At 63.2% G+C, this 20,412-nt stretch carries 20 protein-coding genes and 1 pseudogene; 5 read left to right on the top strand and 16 right to left on the bottom strand.

Annotation, left to right across the window (positions count from 1 at the left end):
- Positions 1-7: 7 nt before the first annotated feature.
- From C8K44_RS02305 to C8K44_RS02265, 9 genes are all read right to left on the bottom strand, one after another.
- A complete protein-coding gene (locus C8K44_RS02305; protein ID WP_109574150.1) occupies positions 8-835 on the bottom strand; it encodes an aspartate dehydrogenase in 828 nt (275 codons plus the stop codon).
- The gene (locus tag C8K44_RS02300; RefSeq protein WP_109574149.1) at positions 822-1,523 is read right to left on the bottom strand and encodes an ABC transporter ATP-binding protein; all 702 of its coding nucleotides are present in this window, start codon (positions 1,521-1,523) and stop codon (positions 822-824) included. The genes C8K44_RS02305 and C8K44_RS02300 overlap by 14 nt, the downstream gene beginning before the upstream one ends.
- Positions 1,517-2,272: an ABC transporter ATP-binding protein gene (locus C8K44_RS02295; RefSeq protein WP_109574148.1), complete on the bottom strand. Its 756-nt coding sequence runs from the start codon at positions 2,270-2,272 to the stop codon at positions 1,517-1,519. The genes C8K44_RS02300 and C8K44_RS02295 overlap by 7 nt, the downstream gene beginning before the upstream one ends.
- Positions 2,269-3,252 carry a branched-chain amino acid ABC transporter permease gene (locus C8K44_RS02290; RefSeq protein ID WP_109574147.1) on the bottom strand — a complete coding sequence of 328 codons (984 nt, stop codon included), beginning with the start codon at positions 3,250-3,252 and terminating at the stop codon, positions 2,269-2,271. The genes C8K44_RS02295 and C8K44_RS02290 overlap by 4 nt, the downstream gene beginning before the upstream one ends.
- 19 nt (positions 3,253-3,271) lie before the next feature.
- The gene (locus tag C8K44_RS02285) at positions 3,272-4,186 is read right to left on the bottom strand and encodes a branched-chain amino acid ABC transporter permease (RefSeq protein WP_109574146.1); all 915 of its coding nucleotides are present in this window, start codon (positions 4,184-4,186) and stop codon (positions 3,272-3,274) included.
- Positions 4,187-4,264: 78 nt separating this feature from the next.
- Entirely contained in the window at positions 4,265-5,428 is a 1,164-nt protein-coding gene (locus C8K44_RS02280) for an ABC transporter substrate-binding protein (protein ID WP_109574145.1), read from the bottom strand.
- A gap of 3 nt (positions 5,429-5,431) precedes the next feature.
- Entirely contained in the window at positions 5,432-6,505 is a 1,074-nt protein-coding gene (locus C8K44_RS02275; protein WP_158282702.1) for an MBL fold metallo-hydrolase, read from the bottom strand.
- An 18-nt stretch (positions 6,506-6,523) separates the two neighbouring features.
- The gene (locus C8K44_RS02270; RefSeq protein ID WP_109574143.1) at positions 6,524-7,069 is read right to left on the bottom strand and encodes a 3-hydroxyanthranilate 3,4-dioxygenase; all 546 of its coding nucleotides are present in this window, start codon (positions 7,067-7,069) and stop codon (positions 6,524-6,526) included.
- Positions 7,070-7,114: 45 nt separating this feature from the next.
- Positions 7,115-8,074 carry a dihydrodipicolinate synthase family protein gene (locus C8K44_RS02265; RefSeq protein WP_109574142.1) on the bottom strand — a complete coding sequence of 320 codons (960 nt, stop codon included), beginning with the start codon at positions 8,072-8,074 and terminating at the stop codon, positions 7,115-7,117.
- Positions 8,075-8,362: 288 nt separating this feature from the next.
- Here C8K44_RS02265 and C8K44_RS02260 point away from each other — a divergent pair, with 288 nt between their 5' ends.
- A complete protein-coding gene (locus C8K44_RS02260; RefSeq protein WP_109574141.1) occupies positions 8,363-9,274 on the top strand; it encodes a LysR family transcriptional regulator in 912 nt (303 codons plus the stop codon).
- On the opposite strand, the gene C8K44_RS02255 is transcribed toward C8K44_RS02260, so the two are convergent.
- Genes C8K44_RS02255 through C8K44_RS02245 form a run of 3 tightly spaced genes read right to left on the bottom strand, consistent with a single transcriptional unit; the run spans position 9,271 to position 12,144 of the window.
- The gene (locus C8K44_RS02255; RefSeq protein ID WP_109574140.1) at positions 9,271-10,140 is read right to left on the bottom strand and encodes an alpha/beta hydrolase; all 870 of its coding nucleotides are present in this window, start codon (positions 10,138-10,140) and stop codon (positions 9,271-9,273) included. The two genes, C8K44_RS02260 and C8K44_RS02255, sit on opposite strands and share 4 nt — an antisense overlap.
- A 10-nt stretch (positions 10,141-10,150) precedes the next feature.
- Complete coding sequence (locus tag C8K44_RS02250) at positions 10,151-10,939, bottom strand: alpha/beta hydrolase (protein WP_109574139.1); 789 nt, start codon at positions 10,937-10,939, stop codon at positions 10,151-10,153.
- A gap of 47 nt (positions 10,940-10,986) precedes the next feature.
- Positions 10,987-12,144, bottom strand: coding sequence for an NAD(P)/FAD-dependent oxidoreductase (locus tag C8K44_RS02245; protein WP_109574138.1), 1,158 nt, complete (start codon positions 12,142-12,144; stop codon positions 10,987-10,989).
- Positions 12,145-12,377: 233 nt separating this feature from the next.
- Here C8K44_RS02245 and C8K44_RS02240 point away from each other — a divergent pair, with 233 nt between their 5' ends.
- The 4 genes and pseudogenes from C8K44_RS02240 to C8K44_RS02225 all read left to right on the top strand — a co-directional run.
- Positions 12,378-13,304, top strand: coding sequence for a LysR family transcriptional regulator (locus C8K44_RS02240; protein WP_109574421.1), 927 nt, complete (start codon positions 12,378-12,380; stop codon positions 13,302-13,304).
- 317 nt (positions 13,305-13,621) lie between these two features.
- The gene (locus C8K44_RS02235; RefSeq protein WP_109574137.1) at positions 13,622-14,797 is read left to right on the top strand and encodes an ABC transporter substrate-binding protein; all 1,176 of its coding nucleotides are present in this window, start codon (positions 13,622-13,624) and stop codon (positions 14,795-14,797) included.
- A gap of 199 nt (positions 14,798-14,996) precedes the next feature.
- Positions 14,997-16,463 carry a DUF1254 domain-containing protein gene (locus C8K44_RS02230; RefSeq protein ID WP_109574136.1) on the top strand — a complete coding sequence of 489 codons (1,467 nt, stop codon included), beginning with the start codon at positions 14,997-14,999 and terminating at the stop codon, positions 16,461-16,463.
- A gap of 21 nt (positions 16,464-16,484) precedes the next feature.
- Positions 16,485-17,009, top strand: a pseudogene (locus C8K44_RS02225) (DUF1214 domain-containing protein); the annotation flags it as partial.
- A 6-nt stretch (positions 17,010-17,015) separates the two neighbouring features.
- On the opposite strand, the gene C8K44_RS02220 reads toward C8K44_RS02225, so the two are convergent.
- The 4 genes from C8K44_RS02220 to C8K44_RS02205 are packed head-to-tail and all read right to left on the bottom strand — an operon-like array spanning position 17,016 to position 20,390.
- Positions 17,016-17,786, bottom strand: a complete 771-nt coding sequence (locus C8K44_RS02220; protein ID WP_109574135.1) for an exodeoxyribonuclease III — start codon at positions 17,784-17,786, stop codon at positions 17,016-17,018.
- A gap of 7 nt (positions 17,787-17,793) precedes the next feature.
- Positions 17,794-18,432 carry an alpha/beta family hydrolase gene (locus tag C8K44_RS02215; RefSeq protein WP_109574134.1) on the bottom strand — a complete coding sequence of 213 codons (639 nt, stop codon included), beginning with the start codon at positions 18,430-18,432 and terminating at the stop codon, positions 17,794-17,796.
- Positions 18,433-19,521 carry a tetratricopeptide repeat protein gene (locus tag C8K44_RS02210; protein ID WP_109574133.1) on the bottom strand — a complete coding sequence of 363 codons (1,089 nt, stop codon included), beginning with the start codon at positions 19,519-19,521 and terminating at the stop codon, positions 18,433-18,435.
- Positions 19,518-20,390 (bottom strand): Ku protein, encoded by an 873-nt coding sequence (locus C8K44_RS02205; RefSeq protein ID WP_109574132.1) that lies wholly within the window; start codon positions 20,388-20,390, stop codon positions 19,518-19,520. Before C8K44_RS02205 ends, C8K44_RS02210 begins: the two co-directional genes overlap by 4 nt.
- Between the last annotated feature and the right edge of the window lie 22 nt (positions 20,391-20,412).

Below are 20,412 nucleotides of genomic sequence, written 5' to 3'. Positions count from 1 at the left end.
TTGGCGGCTAACGCACAAGGGGGGCAAGCTGGTTTTCGATAAGCCTGACGAGGCTGAGCGTGGTCATCTCGGATGATTTCGGATTGTCTTTGAGCGGCTCGTTTTCGAGGCGCAGGTCAAGGCGGCCAAAGGCACCGGAGGCGCTGACCTCGTGGACGTTGCGCACCGCTGCCGGATCGGCCACCAGCACGATGCGCGTGCGGTCGAGGCCGATACCCGACAAAGCGGAAATGACGGCGACATTGGCGTTTTGGGGAAACGCATCCGCCGCCTGACGCGCCGTGCCGGTAAAGAACACAGTGCGTTCCGCAAGCGTGTCGAGATCGACGGTCTCGGCTGCCTTGGTACCCAGCCAGGCCAAAGGCGGCTTGACGATGGTGTGCGTGACCTCGTCGATCGGCAGGATGGAGGCGGCGACCAGCGCTCCGAGGTCGCCGAGCGCGCCCGAGGGAACGAGGATACGGCTGCCGGTCTCGCAGGCCACGCCAAGCAGCCGCTCGTAGAGTGCGTCGTCGCAGAAGGCGCTGGTGGAGGAGACGACAAGGCTTGCGCCATGCCGCAATGCCGCCTCGCCCCAAAGGGCGACGGCCGGCCGGCCAGCGGCCTCGATCACCATGTCCATGTCGAGCCCGGCAAGGTCTTGCGGATCGGAGATCAGCCGCGCACCTTGAGGAAGGTTCCCACGCTCGCGCCCAGCGTCGCGGACAGCAACCGCAACGATCTCGACGCCTTCAGGCTTGCGCTCGCGGATCAGTTCGCCGACGCGGCTGGCAATCGCGCCCCAGCCGACGAAGCAGATCCGCAGCCGGCGTTGCCGCTTGTCAGAGCCCGACATAACGCTGCACCAGTTCGGCGTTGCGGGTCAGGTCGTCGCCGGTGCCGGACCAGACTGTGCGGCCCTTCTCCAAAATGTAATGGCGATCGGCGAGCCGCTTCAGCACGTTGAGATTCTTGTCGATCAACAGGATCGACTGCCCTTCGGCCTTCAGCGCCTCGATGCAGGCCCAGATCTCGGCGCGGATCACCGGGGCGAGCCCTTCGGTCGCCTCATCGAGGATCAGCAGCTTGGGGTTTGTCATCAGCGCGCGGCCGACGACCAGCATCTGCTGCTCGCCGCCCGATAGCGTGCCCGCTGCCTGGCTGGCGCGTTCGCGCAGGCGCGGAAACAGCGCGTAGACGCGCTCCAGCGTCCAGGCATCCTTGCGGCCAAGACGATTGGCGGCGGTGGCAACGAGGTTTTCGCGTACTGTCAGCGTGGAGAACGCCTGGCGTCCCTCCGGCACGAGGCCGACGCCAAGCCGCGCCACGGTCTCGGGCGTGGCACCGCAAACATCGCGGCCGCCGAAGCTGACCTCGCCCGACAGCGGCTTGAGCAGGCCCATGATCGACTTGACCGTGGTTGTCTTGCCCATGCCGTTGCGGCCGAGCAAGGTCACCACCTCGCCATCGCCGATCTCCAGCGCGACATCGAAAAGCACCTGGCTCCGCCCATAGGCCGACTGCAGTTTGGCGACGCTCAGCATAGCTCGTCTCCCTCGCCCAGATAGGCGGTGCGGACCTCGGGATTGTCCCTGATCTCGTCGACCGAGCCGGTGGCAATGATCCGGCCATAGACCAGCACCGAAATGCGGTCGGCGAGCGCAAACACCGCCTCCATGTCGTGCTCGACCAGCAGCATCGAGACCTGATTCTTGAGGCCGCGCAGCATTTCGATCATCTGCTGGCTTTCGAGATGGCCGAGACCGGCCATCGGCTCGTCCAGCAGCAAAAGTCGCGGCTTGGTGGCGAGCGCTACCGCCAGCTCGAGCTGTTTCTGCTCGCCATGCGACAGGTTGGCGACCAGCTCGTCGGCACGGTCGGCGAGCCCCGCACCGGCGAGATAGCTGCGCGCGTCTTCACGCAAGCCTGCCTCGTGCCGGACATTGCCCCAGAAGCGGAAGCTGTGGCCCTGCCGCACCTGGATTGCGATGGCGACGTTGTCCAGCACCGTATAGTCGGGCAGCAGGCACGTGATCTGGAAAGTGCGGGCCAGCCCCATCGACACGCGCTTTGCCGTCGGCAAGGTTGTGATCGGCTGGCCGTCGAGTTCGATCGTGCCTTCGTTCTGCTTGAGCTCGCCCATAAGCTGCGAGATCAGCGTCGTCTTGCCGGCCCCGTTGGGGCCAATCAGGGCATGGATCTCGCCAGGCTTGACGGTCAAGTCGACATGGTCGGTGGCAAGCAAGCCGCCGAAGCGCTTGACCATGCCCTGGACATTGAGGACCGGGGTCATGCGCGTCTCCCGAACATGCGGGCGCCAAGCGCCTGTACGCCGCCTTGGGTGTAGAGCACGACGAACAGCAGGATCAGGCCAAGGCCGAGCTGCCAGTTCTCGGTCCACGAGGCGAGGATGGATTCAAGCACGATGAAGACGGCAGCACCCAGCAGCGGGCCAAACAGCGTGCCGACGCCACCGAGGATGACCATCACCATCAGCTCGCCGGACTTGGTCCAGTGGATCATGTCGGGGCTGGCATAGCGCAGGAAGTTGGCCATCAGCGCGCCGGCAAGGCCGCAGCCCATGCCCGAGATGACGAAGGCCATCAGCTTGTAGCGATAGGCGGGCAGGCCGATCGCCGCCATGCGCTTTTCGCTCTGGCGCAGCCCGACGATGACATTGCCGAAGCGCGAATTGACGATGCGCCACAGGATCACGAAAAACAGCACCGTGATCGCGAGGCAGACGTAGTAGACGGTCTGCTTGTCGCGCATGTTGAGACCCGGCAGCTCGTTGGCCCGGCGGATGATCAGCCCATCATCGCCGCCATAGGTTTTCAGCGAGACGAACAGGAAAAACAGCATCTGGGCGAAGGCCAGCGTGATCATGATGAACTGCACGCCGCCGGTGCGCAGCGACAGCGCACCGATGAGCGCGGCCATCAGGCCGGAGACCACAAGCGCCACCGGAATGGTGATCAGGAGCTGGTTGGTGCCTGATATGAAGCCGAACAGCGGCTCGCCCAGCGAATAGTGCTGGTAGAGGATCCCGACGACATAGCCGCCAATGCCGAAGAAGGCGGCATGTCCGAAGCTCACCATTCCGCCATAGCCGAGCACGAAGTTGAGGCTCGCCGCAGCGATGCCGTAGATCAGCACGCGCGTCGCCAGCGACGTCAGCGCGGCATAGCCGGTAGCGTCGGCGACCACAGGCAATGCGATGAGCGCAATCAGCACGCCGGCAAGCAGAGCGGGTCGCTTGAGTGATTTTTCCATGGGCCAGTCAGCGCCTAGTTCAGGAATTTCGGATGAACAGGCCTTTCGGCCTGATGAGAAGGACGATCGCCATCAAGAGATAGATGCCCATCGACGAGATGCCGGCGCCAAGCGCGTCGGCCTCGGGACCGACCATGACCTGACGCAGAAGGCCAGGCAGGTAAGCGCGCAGGCCGGTGTCGACGATGCCGAGGATGAGGCTGGCGAAGAACGCACCGCGGATCGAGCCGACGCCGCCGATCACCACCACGACGAAGGTGGTGATCAGGATCTGCTCGCCCATGCCGACCTGCACCGCAAGGATCGGCCCGGCCATGAAACCGGCAAGGCCGGCAAGCAGCGCACCGAGACCGAAGACCAGCGTGTAGAGCAACCGGATGTCGACGCCGAGCGCGCGCACCATCTCGCGGTTGGTCGAGCCGGCGCGAACCAGCATGCCGATGCGCGTCTTGTTGATCAGCAGGTAGAGCCCGAGCGCCACCAGCAGGCCGACAGCGATGATCGCAAGCCGGTAGATCGGATAGACGAGCCCCGGCAAAAGCTCGACCGAGCCGTCGAGCAAGGCCGGCATCGACACGAACAGCGGCTGGCGCCCGAACAGGATGGTGATGGTCTGGTTGAAGATCAGGATCAGGCCGAAGGTCGCCAGCACCTGGTCGAGATGGTCTCGCCCATAAAGCCGCCGCACGACGAGAAACTCGATCGCTGCGCCGGTGAAGGCGGCTGCCGCAAGGGCTGCGGGTATGCCGAGCCAGAACGAACCGGTTTCGGTCGCAACCCAAGTGCCGGCATAGGCGCCGATCATGTAGATCGAGCCGTGCGCCAGGTTGATGACGCCCATGATGCCGAAAATCAGCGTCAGCCCGGCCGCCAGCAGGAAAAGCATGACGCCGAATTGCACGCCATTGAGCATCTGTTCGAGGAAGAGCGTCATCGCCTGTCGCTTCGATTGGAAAGGTGGGAAAGAGGGCGAGCGGCAGTCTTGCCGCCCGCCGCAAAGAGCGGGCCGAGATTACATCTTGCAGTCGGCGGCGTAGGCGTCGCCATGGTCCTTGAAAACCTCGCCGACGGTCTTCAGCACTGGCTTGCCGTCGGCGCCCTTTTCGACCTTCAACGCGTACCAGTTTTGCACCGGGTGCTGGTTCGGGCCGAAGGCGAACTTGCCGCGAACAGACTCGAAATCGGCCTTGCGCAGCGCGTCACGGAACGCGTCGGCGTCGTCGATATTGCCGCGGGTCGCCTTCAGTGCCGAAGCGTAGGCGAGGGCCGCGTCATACCCCTGGCTGGCATAGTAGGTCACCGGGCGATTGTAGGTCTTGTTCCAGGCGTCCATGAACTTCTTGTTGGCCGCGTTGTCGAAGTCCGAGTTCCAGTGGCTCGACACGTTGAGGCCGATGGCGGCATCGCCGACGGCAGCAAGTGTCACACCGTCCATCGACGGCTCGGCCACGACCATGGGGATTTCCTTCATCAGGCCCGACTGCTCGTACTGGCGCAGGAAGGTGATGCCGAGGCCGCCGGGATGGAACTGGAACACCACGTCAGGCTTGGCAGCGCGGACCTGGGCGAGTTCAGCCGCAAAATCGGTCTGGTCGAGGCGGGTGTAGATCTCACCCGCGATCTCGCCCTTGAAATAGCGCTTGAAGCCGGCGATCGCGTCCTTGCCGGCCTGGTAGTTGGGCGCCAGCACGAAAGCCTTCTTGTAGCCGAGATTGGTGGCGTTCTGGCCTGCGCTCTCATGCAGGGAATCGTTCTGCCAGGAGACGACGAAGTAGTTTTCGTTGCACTCCTTGCCGGCCAGATTCGAGGGCGCGGCATTTGGGCTGACATAGAAGGCACCGCTGTCGACGATATCGGGAATGGTGGCGCCGGCGACGTTGGAAAAGACGATGCCGGTGAACAGCTTGATGCCGTTTTCGCTGAGGAAGCGCTCGGCGATCTGCTTGCCCTGGCCGGGCTTCAGGCCGTCATCCTCGACGACGAGTTCGACCAGCACGCCACCGAGCTTTCCCTCTTCCAAAGCAAGCATGAAGCCGTCACGGATGTCCTGACCGAGATAGCCGGCAGGGCCTGACAGCGTGGTGATCATGCCGATCTTGACGGGTTCGGCGGCGAAGGCCGGCAGCGCCGCCAAGGCTGAGACGGAAGCGGCAAGCAACATACGTCTGAAATTCATGGCTCAGTTCTCCTCTGGGTGGCGCCTTGTTGGCGCGTTTTTGTTAGCCGGCTGACCAGTCGCCTCGATCTCAAGAGGACAAAACCGGAAGGATGCCGCATCCGCCTCGAGCCGGCCGAAGACGGGAGCGGGAAAGTGGTAGGGCGCTAGCACCGTATTGGCCGCAGCCGCATCGGCGAGCAGGGCTGCGCGTGTCGCGCGCGCCTGCCTAGGGTCCCCGCAGAAATTGCACGCGATGGAGTCGTCGCCGAGTTGCAGCGGGTGATGCACGGCGTCGGCGAGGAAGAGCACGTCTCCTTCTTCCGTCGACAGCGACACCACCACCATGCCGGGCGAATGACCCGGTGCTGGACGCAGCCTCAGGCCAGGCACGACCTCGGCATCGGACGCGACCGGCTCGAAGCCGACACTGCGGATGATGGGCAACACGCTATCTGCGAAGGCGCCGTGCAATGTGGTGCCGAACGGCTCAGCCTCGTGGACGGCCGTCCAGTGGGCGAGCTCGATCTCGGACACGACATAGCGGGCATTGGGAAAGGTCGGCCGCCAGGTTTCGCCTTCCCGCCTTGTATTCCAGCCGACATGGTCGGCATGCAGATGCGTGTTGATGACGATGTCGACATCTTCGGGCGCGATGCCGATGGCCTTCAGCGTGTCGAGGAATCTGGTTTCGCGTCGATGCCAGGCCGGACGGTGCGGGCGCTCCTTGCTATCACCGATGCCGCCGTCGATCAGCGCGACGTAATCGGGCGTCTGGATGACATAACAATTGAAGCTCAGCGCCACCGTATCGCCTGCCGGGTCGACGGTTCCAGCCGGCGACCTTTCTGCTGCTGCTTCCAGGTCGCCGCGCGAAAGCCCGCCAAAGATCGCCTTCGCCGGCCAGGCGACGTTGGCCATGTCGGGAATGCAGGTCACCGCGACCGGACCGGCCTCGAGCCGCTCCAGTTCGATGTCGAGTTCCTGCAAATATCGCCTGACGACCTTCATCCTTGCGGACTCCGGACCGATGCCTGCTTCAATGTCATTGCCTTGGAAATCCTGGGTGAGCCGGCCCGCCCCCGTCGGGCGGGCCATGTCCATCGATCGAAGCCGCTAGAGCTTGACCCAGCCTTCCGGCGGGGCCTTGCCCGGATGGATCGAACCGCAGTTCGGGCAGGTACGGGCCTTCTCGTCGGCGTAAAACGCCTGGTAGATCGGCGGCAGGTCGCGCACGATGCTCTTCAGCGAGACCTCGACACGCTTGACCAGCGCGTTGCAGTCGAAGCAGTACCATTCGAAGGCGTCGAGCAGGCCGTCATTGCGCTTCGGCTCGACCACGAGACCGATGGAGCCTTCCTGCGGGCGCTGCGGCGAGTGGCGCACATGCGGCGGGAGCAGGAAGATTTCGCCTTCGCGGATCGGCACGTCGTAGAAATTGCCGTTGTCCACCACCTTGAGCATCATGTCGCCCTTGAGTTGGTAGAAGAACTCCTCGACCGGATCGTCATGATAGTCGGTGCGCTTGTTGGGACCGCCGACGACCGTCACCATCATGTCGGCGTCTTCCCAGATCTGCTGGTTGCCGACCGGCGGCTTGAGCAGATGCTGGTGCTCGTCGATCCACTTGGAGAAGCTGAAGGCTGCTAGGCGTCTGGTCATGGTCATTCCTCCTGTTGGGCGGCGCGGGCACGTCGGTTGTACGGATCAGGCCGTGGTCTTCAGGCCACAGCTTTCGAAGGCGGCACGTGTGGCGCGCTTCTCTTCTTCGGTGAGTTCGAGCAGCGGCGGGCGAACCCTGCCGCCTGTCTGGCCAAGCAGTTCCTGCCAGTATTTCTGATGCGAATGCGGCTTTTCGGCCGGCCTTGTATCCTTGAGCGCCGCGCGCACCGGGTCGAGGCTATCGCGCACGGCGCGCGCCTTGTCGGCCTCGCCCGCGAAGGCGAGATCGGTGTACTGGCGCATGCGCGTGTCGTATTTGGTCTGGATCAGGTAGGGCGGCGACGAGCAGAGATAAAGCTGCCAGTTAAGCTCGAGGATGTTGTCCAGCCACTCCTCTTCAGAGGCCGTGCTGACCAGGATGCGGTCGCCGGCGAGCGCCGTCAGTTCCTTGTACATCGGGCGCGGCACCGAGTACTTTATGGCGACGACATTTTCGATGTCCGCGAGCTTGTTGCAAAGCTCGGGGCTCATCAGATAGCCGCTGTCGGGATGACTCCACAGCGCGATGCCGATGTCGACCTTGTCGGCAATGGTGCGGTAATAGTTGAGCAGCGTTTCGTCCTGCTGCTTGAAGAAATGCAGGATCGGCGCATGCACGACGATATAGTCGGCGCCGCATTTCTGCGCATGCTTGGCGAGGTCGATGACGACGTCCATGTTCTGGTCGGAGCAGGACATGATGGTTTGGGCGCGGCCAGCGCAGGCCTCGACGGCTAGGTCGAAGCTGCGCTTGCGCTCGTCGAGCGACATCGAGAAGAACTCGCCCTGCTTGCCGGCGATGAAGAAGCCATCGATCTTGAGATCCTCGATCCAGTGATCGATGTTGTGGCGGAAGCCGGCTTCATCAATCGACAGGTCGTCCTTGAAAGGCATCAGGCCGGCGGCCCAGATGCCCTTCATCGTGGCCCGCGAATAGGCCTTGGCGTCCTTCTTGGTATATTTCATCGGTCATCCACCTGAATGTCGTCGCCCGCGCGTCCATGTGTTGCGAGCCAGATTTTTACGCTGAGAGCCAGCTTGGGATTGTGCGCGCCAAACAACGCTAGCGCATCGGCCTACCTGCGCCCCATTGCCCCGTCCGTCGCGTCGCTGATCGCGCTCGCCAAGAAATCCTCCATCCGCGCCGTATTTGGCGCCCCTCACTCCGAGCCCAGAAAACACGGGTGCCATCTATATGACAATCGTCATTCATGTTATTAATTGAGATGATATTCCGATAAATCAGGAGGCCTCGTGAAAATCACCATCAAGCAGATCGAGAGCTTTCTCGCCGTCGCCGATCTCGGCAACTTTTCGCGCGCCTCCGAGCGGCTGAACACGGCGCAGCCAGCACTATCGCAAGCGATCAAGGACCTCGAGGCGGAGCTTGCCGTGCGCCTGTTCGATCGCACGACGCGGCGTGTCGAGCTGACCGACGCCGGGCGCGAGTTCCGCCACTCCGCCGCCAAGGCGCTGGAGGAACTGGAACACGCGGTCGAAGGCGTGCATGAGTTGGCGGAACGCCGGCGCGGGCGCCTGCGCATTGCCGCCCCGCCTCTGCTCGCTGCCGTCGTGCTGCCGCAGGCCATCGCCGACTTCCGCAAGCGCTATCCCGGCATCTCGGTCCAACTTGCCGACGTCGGCACCGAGCTGATCGTTGAAAGCGTCAGGAGCGGCAAGGCCGATTGCGGCCTGGGCACCTTTTCGCCGGCGGAAGAAGGCATCGAGCGCCTGCCTCTGGTGCGCGACAGCCTGATGCTGTTCTGCGACCAGCACAGCCCGTTCAACGCCATGGATTCGGTGCGATGGCGCGAACTGGAGGAGCAGCCGCTGATCACCCTTACGCGCGACAGCGGCATCCGCTTGCTGGTGGAAGTCGGTTTCGAAACGGCGGAGATCGCGCTCAAGCCAACCTATGAGGTCACGCAGATCACGACCGCAATCGCCCTTGTCGAGGCCGGGCTTGGTGTTGCGGTTCTGCCCACCTATGCGCTTGCCGCAGCCCGCCACCGCAAGGTTGTCGGCAAGCCGCTGACCCAGCCCGACATCTCGCGCGAAGTGGTGATGATCCACGCCACCGGCCGTTCGATCTCACCGGCCGTCTCCGCTTTCGCCGCCGTCGTACGGCGCTACGCCCAGCAGCTGACGCCGCGCGAGACCGCTTAACCCTTGATCAACTTGACCAGCGCCTTGGACAAAACCGTATCGTCAGAGGCAAGGTCGAGCAGCACGTCGAAATGGTTGCGGCCGGCGACCTCGATCAGCTCGGAGGCAAAACCCGCCTCGCGCCAGAGCCGGTCATATTCTGCCGACTGGCGCTTGAATCCGGCCGGCTCGCCATCGGCATAAGCGACAACGACCGGGCAGCCGACATCTGGAATGTTCGCCGCCGGGCTGAGCGCTTCGACCTCGGAAGCATCGAGCGACAGCCAATCCTGCACGAACGAATTGGCGATCGGCGCCAGATGAAACAGGCCGCTGATCGGCATCGCGCCCTTGATGAGGTTTTCGGGCACACCGAACTGCTGGTGCCAACCGCCGGCCAACACCGTACCTGTCAGGTGGCCCCCAGCCGAACTCCCCCCAACATATATGCGGTCCGGGTCGATGCCGTATTGGCGCCCATTCTTGGCCAGGAAGGCAATTGCCGCCCGGACCTCGCGCACGATCTCCTCGAGCGTCACATCGGGGGCAAGACTGTAGTCGACGACAGCGGTGGCGATGCCGTGGCTGGCCAGCATCCCGGCCATGAAGGCGGAATCGTGCTTGGACAGCATGCGCCAGTAGCCGCCGTGGATGAAGACAAACACGGGCCGCGGACCTTCGCCGGTACCATAGATGTCGATCGTCTGTCCGCTCCCGGCATCGTAGACGACGTCGAGATGCGATGCATGGACACGCATCTCCTCCGAGCGGCCGCGATAATTGCGCATCTCGGCGTCGAACACCTCAGGGGCGACCGAAGCACGCGCGCCGTAGTCGCGGTCGATGATCTCTCGCGGCCAGTTGGCTTCTTCGGCAAGCGCGCTCATGCAAAAACTCCTACTTCACGAAGGCGCGGATGGTCTCGGCCACGACCTTCGGCTGCTCGAGCGTGGGAAAGTGAGTCTTTCCCGGCAGCTTGTTGGGCTTGTACCAGTCGTTTTTCGCCGCGAAGTCGACCTGCGCCTGTGCGTATTCCGGCTCGAAGGGCTGCGAGTAGATGTGGGTGATCGGGCGCTTTTGCTGCAGCGCCGCCATGCGCTGCATCGGGTTGCCCCATTTGCGGTAGGCCTTGGCGATCTCATGGCCCGAACGCGCCCACATCTCGAAGCTGTATTTCGCCATCTCTTCGTTGACGTGGTCGATAATGTCCTGGTTTTCGGTGTCGCCGATCCAGTAGTTGAAGAAGTCGCCGCGGCCGTTTTCCCAGTTGGTGCGATCCTGGATGTGTTCGATCATCGAGAAGAAGGCCTCGTCAGGCGTCGTCTGTATCCAGTCGATCACCACCGAGCGTGGAATGCGCGAGCTGCCAAGGAGGTCGGTGATCTCGATATTGGCCCAGCCGCCATGCGAGGTCGAAACCGGCACGACCTTGTCGATCTTCATCTTGTCGAGGAAGGCGATGACATCGTCGGCCTGCTCGCTCGTAGTGAAGTCGCCGTCATGCTCGCGATGCTCGCCATGGCCGCGCCAGTCGAGACGGACAACCCGATGGGTCTTGGCAAGCTCGGGGACCAGTGTCTTGAACAGGCGGTGGTCCTGGCACCAGCCTGACAGAAGCAGCAGCACATCGCCCTCGCCGGCTTCGTCGTAGGACAGCGTGTTAGCGCCGATCTCGATGGATTTCATCTATTTTCTCCGAATGATGGGGCGACGGGCGCCCAGATGTTCGCTGGTCAGGGGAGCGGCACGGTCGCGGTCGGGGCATGGCGCGCCGTCTTCATGCGCTCGGCGCCGATCTCGCGGCTCTGGCCGGTGATCTTGAGCACCTGCGAACGCACGTCGTCGGGCCAGAAGTTCATGTCGCCAAGTCGCTCGGCGGTATCCTGGGTGTGCTCTGTCATCGGGCGCTCGCGCGCTTCCCAATCGGCCAGCGAATGCGCCACGTCGGTTCCTTCGTCGACGGCCGCGGCAAGGCCAAGACCGTTCATCAAGGCACAACCGCCGCCCTGCCCGAGATAAGGCGGCATGGCATGCGCGGCATCGCCGAGGATGGCGACCCGCCCCTTGCTCCACTTTTTGAGCTTGACCACCTCGAAGGCATCCCAGCGGCCGGCGTCGCCGAAACGGGCAACGAGATTGGCAAGATGCGGAAAGGATTGCGTCCACAGCTTGTGGTCGGCCGGGACTTTCAGCGCCGCCGCATCGTCGGCCGCGCAGCACAACGCAACATAGAGGTCGGTGGCGCTCGCCGGCGTATAGAGGATGCGGCGCGAGCCGGTGAAATATTCGATGTAGCGCTCGCGGTCTTCCGCCGGCACGTCGCCGTCGTCACGCGAAATCAGCATGCGGATCGCGCCATAGCCGAGATGCTTGCGGTACATCATCAGGTCGAGCGAATCCCGGACCTTGGAATTGATGCCGTCGGCGCCGACGATCAGGTCGGCCTTGCGCTTCGAACCATCGGCCAGCAGCAACTCGCCTTCCGGCGTGGCGCCCACCGATTCAGAACTGGTCAGGATCTCGACGCCGCTCCTGCGGCAGGTGTCGACCAGAGAATTGATCAGCTGCTCGCGCAGGATGGTGATCAGCCTGGCGTCGCCAGGACCGTTGATCGGAATTTCTTCCATCGTCGTGTTGTTGTGGTCGCGGGTGTGGAACTGCGGGCCGATATGCGCGCCGACCGTCGCCTGGTCGTAGGCGCCGATGGCCTGGAGCACGCGCAGTCCATTGCTCCAGATGTAGATGCCCGCACCGAAAGTGCGCAGCGTCGGCGCGCGTTCATGCACGGTCACCGACCAGCCGCGCTGGGCCAGTGCCGCGGCCGTGGTCAGGCCGCCAATTCCCGCACCTGCGATTTCCGCGCGGCGTGCTGCTCCGGATTTCTGCATCATATCGTGAATTTCCTCCCCGTGCGGTAGATGCTGCCGACGTCCGCTGCGCGGGTCGCAAAGTGCGACCTCAGGCCCAAATACCTCCATGAGCCGGCAACGTTCCTCACGCCGCCAGCCCTTCCTCGTGGCAAGGTCCCAGTGAATGGAAATTCAAACAAGTGAATTCTCTGGATATTTCTATGAGGATTTGGAATATCAAAATCACAATCGTCATTTGGGAGGATGATGCCGCGATGAAACTTGTCACCAGCCGCCTGACCATCCGCCATCTGCGCATGGTCGTGGCCATCGTCGAGGAAGGCAACCTCGTGCGCGCCGCCAAGCGGCTGAACATGACCCAGTCCGCCGTCACCAAGGCGCTGCAGGAAATCGAGGCACTGACCAAGGCAAGGCTCTTCGACCGTACCAATCGCGGGGTCGTGCCGACGATGTTTGGCGACACGCTGGCCGAGCATGCCCGTCTCGTCATCACACAGCTTGCCCATGCCGAGGAGCATCTCGCCGACCTGCGCGACGGTACCGGCGGCCGTGTCGCCATCGGCACGCTGCTTTCGGCCTCGGCCGAATTGCTGCCCACGGCCATTGCCCGCCTGCGCAAGGAGCGGCCCAAGCTGGTGGTCAAGATCGTCGAAGGCACCAACGACGTGCTCATCCCCGCCTTGCGCGCCGGTGAACTCGACATGGTGGTGGGGCGCTTGTCCGAACAGCGAGACCGGCTCAACGTCGTGCAAGAGGTGCTGATGGACGACATCGCCTGCGTTGTCGCCCGCCGCGGCCATCCGCTCGCCGAGCGCAAGCATGTCAGCCTGGCCGACCTGATCGGCTGGGAATGGATCCTGCCGCCGCAGGAAACCAGCTTGCGGCGTCAGATCGACATCGCCTTCCGCGAGGAAGGGCTCGAGCCGCCGCCGCATGCGGTGGATTCCGTATCGCTTTTGACCAACCGCGGGCTGTTGATCGACGCCGACTATCTCGGCGTCTTCCCCGCCCAGGTCGCGCGCCGCGAGGCCGCCTCCGGCGCCATCACCATCCTGCCGGTGACATTGCGCGCCACCGCCATGCCGATCGGCATCACCACCCGCACCAATGCCCGGTTGTCTCCCGCCGCCGAGGTGCTGGTCGAGACGCTGCGGCGCACCGCCCGCGACCTCGCGCAATGACGCATTAGCAATCAGCGATCAGCCGATATTCCTGCTCGTCATGTCCAGGCGACGAATTTTCCATTTACCACGCCTGCGATTGCGCCAAGTTTTGCGGTTGGACAACACCGTGGAGGAGCAGCGTGTTGTGCCTGCGATCTCTGGACTGGTGCCAAGGCCCGCGCATGTGCGCTCAATGTCCTGATCGCGCGCATCGCTGCGACATCCCCGTTTTATTACGTCCACCGGCCGCAAGGGTGCCGCGCAAAACCGCGATCGGGAGACGCGGCGGCCGCACCGGACCGGTCGGAGAACATTCACCTGGAGGGACTGACCTTATGCATTTCAAGGGAATTTTGTCGGCTGCATTTCTGGCCTTGTCGGCAAGCGCGGCCTATGCCGAGGACCCGCTCAAGATCGGCATGATCACCACGCTTTCGGGGCCTGCCGGCTATCTCGGCCAGGACATCCGCGATGGCTTCCAGCTTGCCATCGATGCCAACAAGGGCCAACTCGGCGGCAAGACCGTCGAACTGGTGGTCGAAGACGATAGCCTGAAGCCGGGCAACGCCAAGCAGATCGCCGACAAGATGCTGTCCGAGCAAGGCATCAAGCTGTTCACCGGCATGGTGTTCGCCAATGTCGCCTTCGCCGCGCTGCCCGACATCCTGGATGGCGACGCGATCTATGTCAGCGCCAACACCGCGTCCGCGACCTTTGCCGGCAAGGAATGCCACCCCAATTATTTCGTCAGCTCCTGGCAGGACGACAGCCAGGGTGAAAGTGCTGGCGCACTCGCCCAGTCGCTTGGCTACAAGAAGGCCTTCCTGATCGCGCCGAACTACCAGGCCGGCAAGGAAACGATGGGCGCCTTCAAGCGCTTCTACAAGGGCGAGGTTGTCGGCGAGACCTATACCGGCCTCGACCAGACCGATTTCGCCGCCGAGATGGCGCAGATCCGCGCCGCCAAGCCGGACGTTGTCTACGAGTTCGAGCCCGGCGGCCTTGGCATCGCCTTCATGCGCCAGTACCAGCAGGCAGGCCTGCTCAAGGACATCCCGATGGTCGTCCATCCAGCCTCCCTCGACCAGGTCATCGTCCAGGCGGTCGGCGACGCCGCTACGGGCGTGAAGGTCACCAGCCACTGGAACGACGATTTCGACAATCCGGTCAACAAGGCCTTCGTCGAGGCATGGCGCGCCAAATTCGGTGACCGCCCGATCACCTACTACGCCGCCCAGGGTTACGATGCGGCACTGCTGATCGGCACGGGCCTCGAAAAGTCAGGCGTCGACGACCTGCCTGCCTTCCGCAACGCGCTGCTGACCTCCGAAATCCCCTCGGTGCGCGGCTCGTTCAAGTTCGGCCCCAACCAGCACCCGGTGCAGGATTGGTATTCGCTGAAGGCCGAAAAGGGGGCCGACGGCAAGATGGTGCTCAAGACCGATGGCAAGGTGCTGACCGCCCATAGCGACAGCTACGCCGCCGACTGCAAGATGCCGGCCGCCAACTGACGCCAAGACATCGAACCGACGAACAGGCGGCGCCTCGTGCGCCGCCTTTTTGCGTTGGGCGCGCAAGGATACCGTAACCTTGGAGGAATGAACGATCCGGCATGGGGGTGACAAGCTGATTTCAGGCGAACTAGCTTGGCTGGCGAGCATGCCGGAGGCATGTTAGCAATTCAGTGCTGTAGCAGCTTGGGGAGACGTCATGACATCGTGTACTCCAACTTCGGAGGCGCTCGTTCGGCGTCCTGGATTCAAGATTGGTGACGGGGCGCTCGCCTGGCTCCTCGCTGCAGGTCTGGCCGCCATCGCCGCCATTCTTCCCGCGAAGGGCCAAGCGCAGGCGCTCGCACCGGAAGAGGCACGCGCCATCGCCAAGGAGGCCACCGTCTACGGCTTCCCGCTGGTCGACAATTACCGCGTCCAGCATTCCTATTTCGTCGATACGGGCGGTCCCGAATTCAAGGCGCCGTTCAACACGATCTTCAACAATGCGCGGGTCTACACTCCTGACGACAAGGCGATCCAGTCGCCCAACTCCGATACGCCCTATTCCTATGTCGGCGCCGATCTGCGGGCGGAACCCCTGGTGTTCACCGTGCCGGCGATCGAGAAGGAGCGTTACTATTCGCTCCAGTTCATCGACCAGTACACCTTCAACTTCGCCTATGTCGGCAGCCGCGCGACCGGCAACGAAGCAGGCAGCTTCCTGCTCGCCGGCCCGAACTGGAAAGGCGAAACACCTCCCGGCATCAAGGGCGTGATCCGCTCGGAAACCGAATTCGCCTTCGTGCTCTACCGCACACAGCTGTTCAATCCGGCCGACATCGACAACGTCAAGAAGATCCAGGCCGGCTACAAGGTAGAACCGCTGTCGAAATTCCTTGGCCAGCCCTCGCCTCCTGCTGCACCGGCCGTCGACTTCATGAAACCGCTCAGCGCTGAAGAAGAAAAGAAGTCGCCCGAGTTCTTCAACGTCCTGAATTTCATCTTGCAGTTTGCTCCGACCAACCCCTCCGAAACGGAGCTGATGGCGCGCTTCGCCAAGCTCGACATCGGCGCGGGCAAGACCTTCGACTTCAAGGCCCTGCCCCCCGAGACGCAAAAGGCCGTGACCGACGGCATGGCTGACGCCTGGGCCGCGTTCAAGCAATACAAGGAAACGCAGCTCGACACGGGCAAGCTGTCGAGTGCCGATTCCTTTGGAACGCGCGAGCACCTCAACGGCAATTACATGGCGCGCATGGCGGGAGCCGTGCTGGGCATCTACGGCAACTCGAAGGACGAGGCGATCTACCCGGCCTACTTCGTCGACGAGGAAAAGAAGCCGCTCTCGGGAGCGAACACATATACGCTGCGCTTCGAACCCGGAAAATTGCCGCCGGCCAATGCCTTCTGGTCGCTCACCCTGTACGAGCTGCCGGCCAGCCTGCTCTACGCCAACGAACTCAACCGCTACCTGATCAACTCGGCAATGGTGCCGGATCTCAAGAAGGACGCCGACGGTGGCGTGACCCTTTACATCCAGCACGACAGCCCGGGCACCGACAAGCAAGCCAACTGGTTGCCCGCACCCACAGGCCCCTTCTTCATGGCGTTGCGGCTCTATTGGCCGAAGCCGGACGCACTGGACGGCGAGTGGACGGCCCCACCGCTGAAACACGTCAACTGAGCACCAGGGATAATGACCGAGCAGGCAAGCCCCGGCACATTCGAAGCTCCCAACTGGGATCAGGCGAGCCAGAAAAAGGTCCGCGCTGCGCTGCTGGTCCTCGCCACCACCATACCCGACTTCAGCAAGGCGTTCGGCACCAAGCAGGAGGCAGACCCCGTCAGGCACCTGATCGGGACCGCAGCCGGATGGGCGGTAATCCCGACAAGGACGCGACGTATCTCAACGTTACGCCGGCTAACAACAACGGTACGACCGTTCATAAACTCGACGTGAAGGACGTTCCCGTCGATGCGTTCTGGTCGGTCAGCCTCTACAATGCCGAGGGCTATTTCGAAAAGAACCCCTACGACGCCTATTCGGTCAACAACGTCACCGCCGCAAGGGCGCCGATGGGTAGCCATCCAGTTCGGCGGCTGCGACGGCAAGATCGCCAACTGCCTGCCGATCATGAAAGGTTGGAACTACACCGTTCGCCTCTATCGCCCGCGCCAGGAAATTCTCGACGGCAAGTGGCAGTTCCCGGAACCGAAACCGGTCAACTGAACCGCCCTATTTCGTGGTGATCCACACCGGGGCGTGGTCGCTCGCGTCGTCGCGGCCACGTACCTCGCGATCCACGCCAGCGCCTGTCAGGCGCTTGGCCATCTTGTGGCTGAGCAGCAGGTGGTCGAGCCTGAGGCCTGCGTCACGTGGCCAGCGATTGCGCCTGTAGTCCCAGAAGGTGTAGACCGTATCACTGGGAAATTTCTTGCGGATGGCGTCGGTCCAGCCCTGGTCGAGCAGCTGCCGGAAGGCGATGCGGCTTTCGGGTTGGACCAGCGCATTGCCGTCATAGGACTTGGTCGCATAGACGTCGCGGGGCTCCGGAGCGATGTTGAAGTCGCCGGCCAGCACGGCAGGAACGTCAGCGGCAAGCAACGTGGCCGCGTGCGCCTCAAGCCGCGCGTGCCAGGCCAGCTTGTAGGTGAATTTCGGCCCCGGTTGCGGGTTGCCGTTGGGCGCGTAGAGCGATGCGATCAGCACGCCGTTGACCGCCGCCTCGATGTAGCGGCTCTGGCGATCGTCGGGATCGCCGGGCAATTCCATCCGGGTCGGGATCGGATCAGTGTCGCGGGCAAGGATCGCCACGCCGTTCCAGGTCGACTGTCCCAGCCACACGGCACCATAACCGGCCGCCTCGATGGCGGATCGCGGCAGCTGCGCATCCGCCGCCTTCAACTCCTGAAGGCACACCACGTCGGGTTTGGCCTCCTTCAGCCAAGCCAACAGGTTGTCGAGCCTGCGGTTGACGTTGTTGATGTTGAACGTGGCGATCTTCATCCGGGGATCAGGCGAGCCGCGCGGCCCATGCCGAAACGGCGTTGCCCAAGGTCTTCAGGTGGTCGGCGGCGGAAAAACCCGAGATGCTCTTGCGCGGCTTGAGATCGTGGTCGCCATCCTCGAGCCAGAGCACCTCGATGCTGTCTGACAGCTCGTAATTCGGAACCTCTTCAAGCGTGCCGAACTCGTCGCGCGTGCCTTGAACGATCAGCGTCGGCGTCTTTAGCCCCGCAAGATGCCCGGTACGCAGCTGCTCGGGCTTGGCCGGCGGATGGAAGGGATAGCCCAGGCACAAAAGCCCGGCGATCTTGCCCGACGCAAACAGCTCGTCGGCAATCATGCTGGCAACACGCCCACCCATCGATTTGCCGCCTATGATCAGCGGCCCCTTGGCGCCGAGCTGCTCGACCGCTGCCTTGTATTCGGGGTTCAGCGTCTCCGCCCTTGGCGGCGGCTTGCGACCGGCCTCGGTACGCCTGGCCGCCATGTAGCCGAATTCGAAACGCGCCACGCGAAAGCCGGCCAAAACGAGGGCATTGGTCGTCGCCGTCATCGAAGCCGAGTCCATCGGCGCACCGGCGCCATGGGCCAGAAGCAAGGTGATATCAGCGTCTTCGGGACCGTCGAAAAGAAAGTTCACGCCCATCTAGCTTGCCGTCCGTTCCCTGAGGTGGAGGTCGGCATACTGGATGCCCTTGGCCGCGGTCCTCGCCCATTCCGAGGTGCTGTCGAGTTCAAGGTAGAGCGACCACCAGCGCCTGGCTTCGGCAAGGTCGCCCGCCTCATATTCGAGGTTGGCGAGGTTGAACACGGCATCCGCATAGGATGGATCGAGCGCCACCGCCTTCTTGAGATGCCGCCGGGCCGTATGCGCCTTGCCCTGCGCGGCGAACAGGCCGGCGAGGTTGAACCAGGCCTCGACGAATTTCGGATCGAGCTTGATCGCCCTGAGATAGCTCTGCATCGCTTCCTGGCCGTGGCCGGCCGCACGCAGGCAGTTTGCCCGGTTGAAGGCCGCCACGCTGTCGCTCGGATCGGAGGCAAGGCAGCGCCCATAGAGCGCAGCCGCCTCCATGTAACGGCCGTCCTCCTCCGCCTCCTCGGCAAGGGCGAAAATGTCTTCAAGCTCGGCATCGTCGAAACGTCCGAGGGGCAGCAGCCGCTGCCCGTCGAGTTCGGCCAGGTCCTCACCCAGGCGCGCATAGATCGTGTCGCGACCGTCGACATGGAGCGACAATGCAGTGAGCGACGATACTGGCCCAGAGCGATGGACCGACCTTGCGATCGCGCTCCACGTCGCTCCGCCCGCCAAAAGCCCGGCATATTTCTTGGCAAGGATGAGGTCGCGGAAGGCATAGGGTTCGGCGGGGTTTTCGAAGGCGTCGAACAGCGCGAGAAGATCGAAGGCGCGAGGCGAAATCTGCGACTGGTCGATCAGCGCCTGGCGCGTCATTGCAGGCGCCTCTGCTACCTCCAGCAGGCCGAGGATGCCAAGAAAGCCGTTCTCGCTGAGCACCGGACGACCGGAGACCGATGCCGCGTCGATCCGGGCCTCCAGCTTCGCTTCGTCAAGTTTGCCGAGCCATGTCCGCCCGAGCACGACATGCGTCGTTCGCCGCGTAACCCCGTGCTGCAGCTCGCCGCCCTGCCGCACCACCTCCCGTGCGGCTAGCCGCCTTGGGAAGGCTGCGAGCGCCCCCACCAGGCCGAAGATCTTGCCGGCTGCCTCCTTCACTTCTTGCTCTTCGCAGCCTTGCCGCCGGCAACCGCGGTAAGCTTGGCAGCCGGCTTCTCAGCCGGTTCGGCCTTGGTCTTGCTCTTGGCCGGCGGCTTGGCCTGGCCCAGGCTGGCCTTCAGCGCATCCATCAGGTTGATGACATTGCCGCGCTCGGGCGCCGCCGCGATGATCGGCTTGTGACCCTTCAGCTTCTCCTTGATCATCTTCATCAAGGCGATTTCGTAGCGGTCCTCGTAGTTCTTCGGATCGAAGGTCGTCAGCTTCTGCTTGATCAGCGCTTCGGCAAGCTCGAGCATCTCGGGATCGGGGTTGCCAGCCGGAATGTTGCCGAAATATTCGGCCGTGCCGCGCACTTCGCTCGGGTTGCGCAGCGTGCAGACGAACATGCCGTTCTCGCGCGCGCCGATGGTCACCACGCGCTCGCGGCTCGACAGAACCAGGCGGGCAATGGCGAGCTTGCCCGACTTGCGCAGCGCCTCGCGCAGCACCGAAAACGTCTCTTCGGCCATCGCGCCATCGGGCGCCAGATAGTAGGGCGCATCCTGGTAGATCACGTCGACGGAATCTTCGTCGACGAAAGCCTCGATGTTCATGGTGTGGTTGGATTCGATCTTGACGCTGTCTATGTCGGCTTCGTCGATGACCACGTATTTCTTGTCTTCGTATTCGTAGCCTTTGACGAGGTCGGAGCGCTCGACAAGGCCAAGCTCCGGGTCGACGGGCTTCATGTTGATCCGGTTATGCGTTTCCTTGTGCAGCTGATTGAAGCTGATGCGCTCGCTCGAACTCGTCGCCGGGTACAGCCGTACCGGGCAGCTGACGAGGCTGAGCTTCAAATATCCCTTCCAACTTGCCCTTGGTGCCATGCTTGTCTCCTACGCGACACAA

Origin of the sequence: Aminobacter sp. AP02, assembly GCF_003148805.1 — a bacterium.
In the GTDB taxonomy this organism is placed as follows: Bacteria; Pseudomonadota; Alphaproteobacteria; order Rhizobiales; family Rhizobiaceae; genus Aminobacter.
This window is presented reverse-complemented; position numbering and strand designations above follow the sequence as displayed.

Coding starts and splice junctions, on each gene's coding strand:
- C8K44_RS02265 (WP_109574142.1), bottom strand. CDS start 8,074: ATGAAATATACCAAGAAGGACGCCAAGGCCTATTCGCGGGCCACGATG.
- C8K44_RS02285 (WP_109574146.1), bottom strand. CDS start 4,186: ATGACGCTCTTCCTCGAACAGATGCTCAATGGCGTGCAATTCGGCGTC.
- C8K44_RS02300 (WP_109574149.1), bottom strand. CDS start 1,523: ATGCTGAGCGTCGCCAAACTGCAGTCGGCCTATGGGCGGAGCCAGGTG.
- C8K44_RS02205 (WP_109574132.1), bottom strand. CDS start 20,390: ATGGCACCAAGGGCAAGTTGGAAGGGATATTTGAAGCTCAGCCTCGTC.
- C8K44_RS02215 (WP_109574134.1), bottom strand. CDS start 18,432: ATGGGCGTGAACTTTCTTTTCGACGGTCCCGAAGACGCTGATATCACC.
- C8K44_RS02245 (WP_109574138.1), bottom strand. CDS start 12,144: ATGATGCAGAAATCCGGAGCAGCACGCCGCGCGGAAATCGCAGGTGCG.
- C8K44_RS02305 (WP_109574150.1), bottom strand. CDS start 835: ATGTCGGGCTCTGACAAGCGGCAACGCCGGCTGCGGATCTGCTTCGTC.
- C8K44_RS02220 (WP_109574135.1), bottom strand. CDS start 17,786: ATGAAGATCGCCACGTTCAACATCAACAACGTCAACCGCAGGCTCGAC.
- C8K44_RS02275 (WP_158282702.1), bottom strand. CDS start 6,505: ATGGCCCGCCCGACGGGGGCGGGCCGGCTCACCCAGGATTTCCAAGGC.
- C8K44_RS02280 (WP_109574145.1), bottom strand. CDS start 5,428: ATGAATTTCAGACGTATGTTGCTTGCCGCTTCCGTCTCAGCCTTGGCG.
- C8K44_RS02255 (WP_109574140.1), bottom strand. CDS start 10,140: ATGAGCGCGCTTGCCGAAGAAGCCAACTGGCCGCGAGAGATCATCGAC.
- C8K44_RS02270 (WP_109574143.1), bottom strand. CDS start 7,069: ATGACCAGACGCCTAGCAGCCTTCAGCTTCTCCAAGTGGATCGACGAG.
- C8K44_RS02240 (WP_109574421.1), top strand. CDS start 12,378: ATGAAACTTGTCACCAGCCGCCTGACCATCCGCCATCTGCGCATGGTC.
- C8K44_RS02250 (WP_109574139.1), bottom strand. CDS start 10,939: ATGAAATCCATCGAGATCGGCGCTAACACGCTGTCCTACGACGAAGCC.
- C8K44_RS02295 (WP_109574148.1), bottom strand. CDS start 2,272: ATGACCCCGGTCCTCAATGTCCAGGGCATGGTCAAGCGCTTCGGCGGC.
- C8K44_RS02230 (WP_109574136.1), top strand. CDS start 14,997: ATGACATCGTGTACTCCAACTTCGGAGGCGCTCGTTCGGCGTCCTGGA.
- C8K44_RS02290 (WP_109574147.1), bottom strand. CDS start 3,252: ATGGAAAAATCACTCAAGCGACCCGCTCTGCTTGCCGGCGTGCTGATT.
- C8K44_RS02235 (WP_109574137.1), top strand. CDS start 13,622: ATGCATTTCAAGGGAATTTTGTCGGCTGCATTTCTGGCCTTGTCGGCA.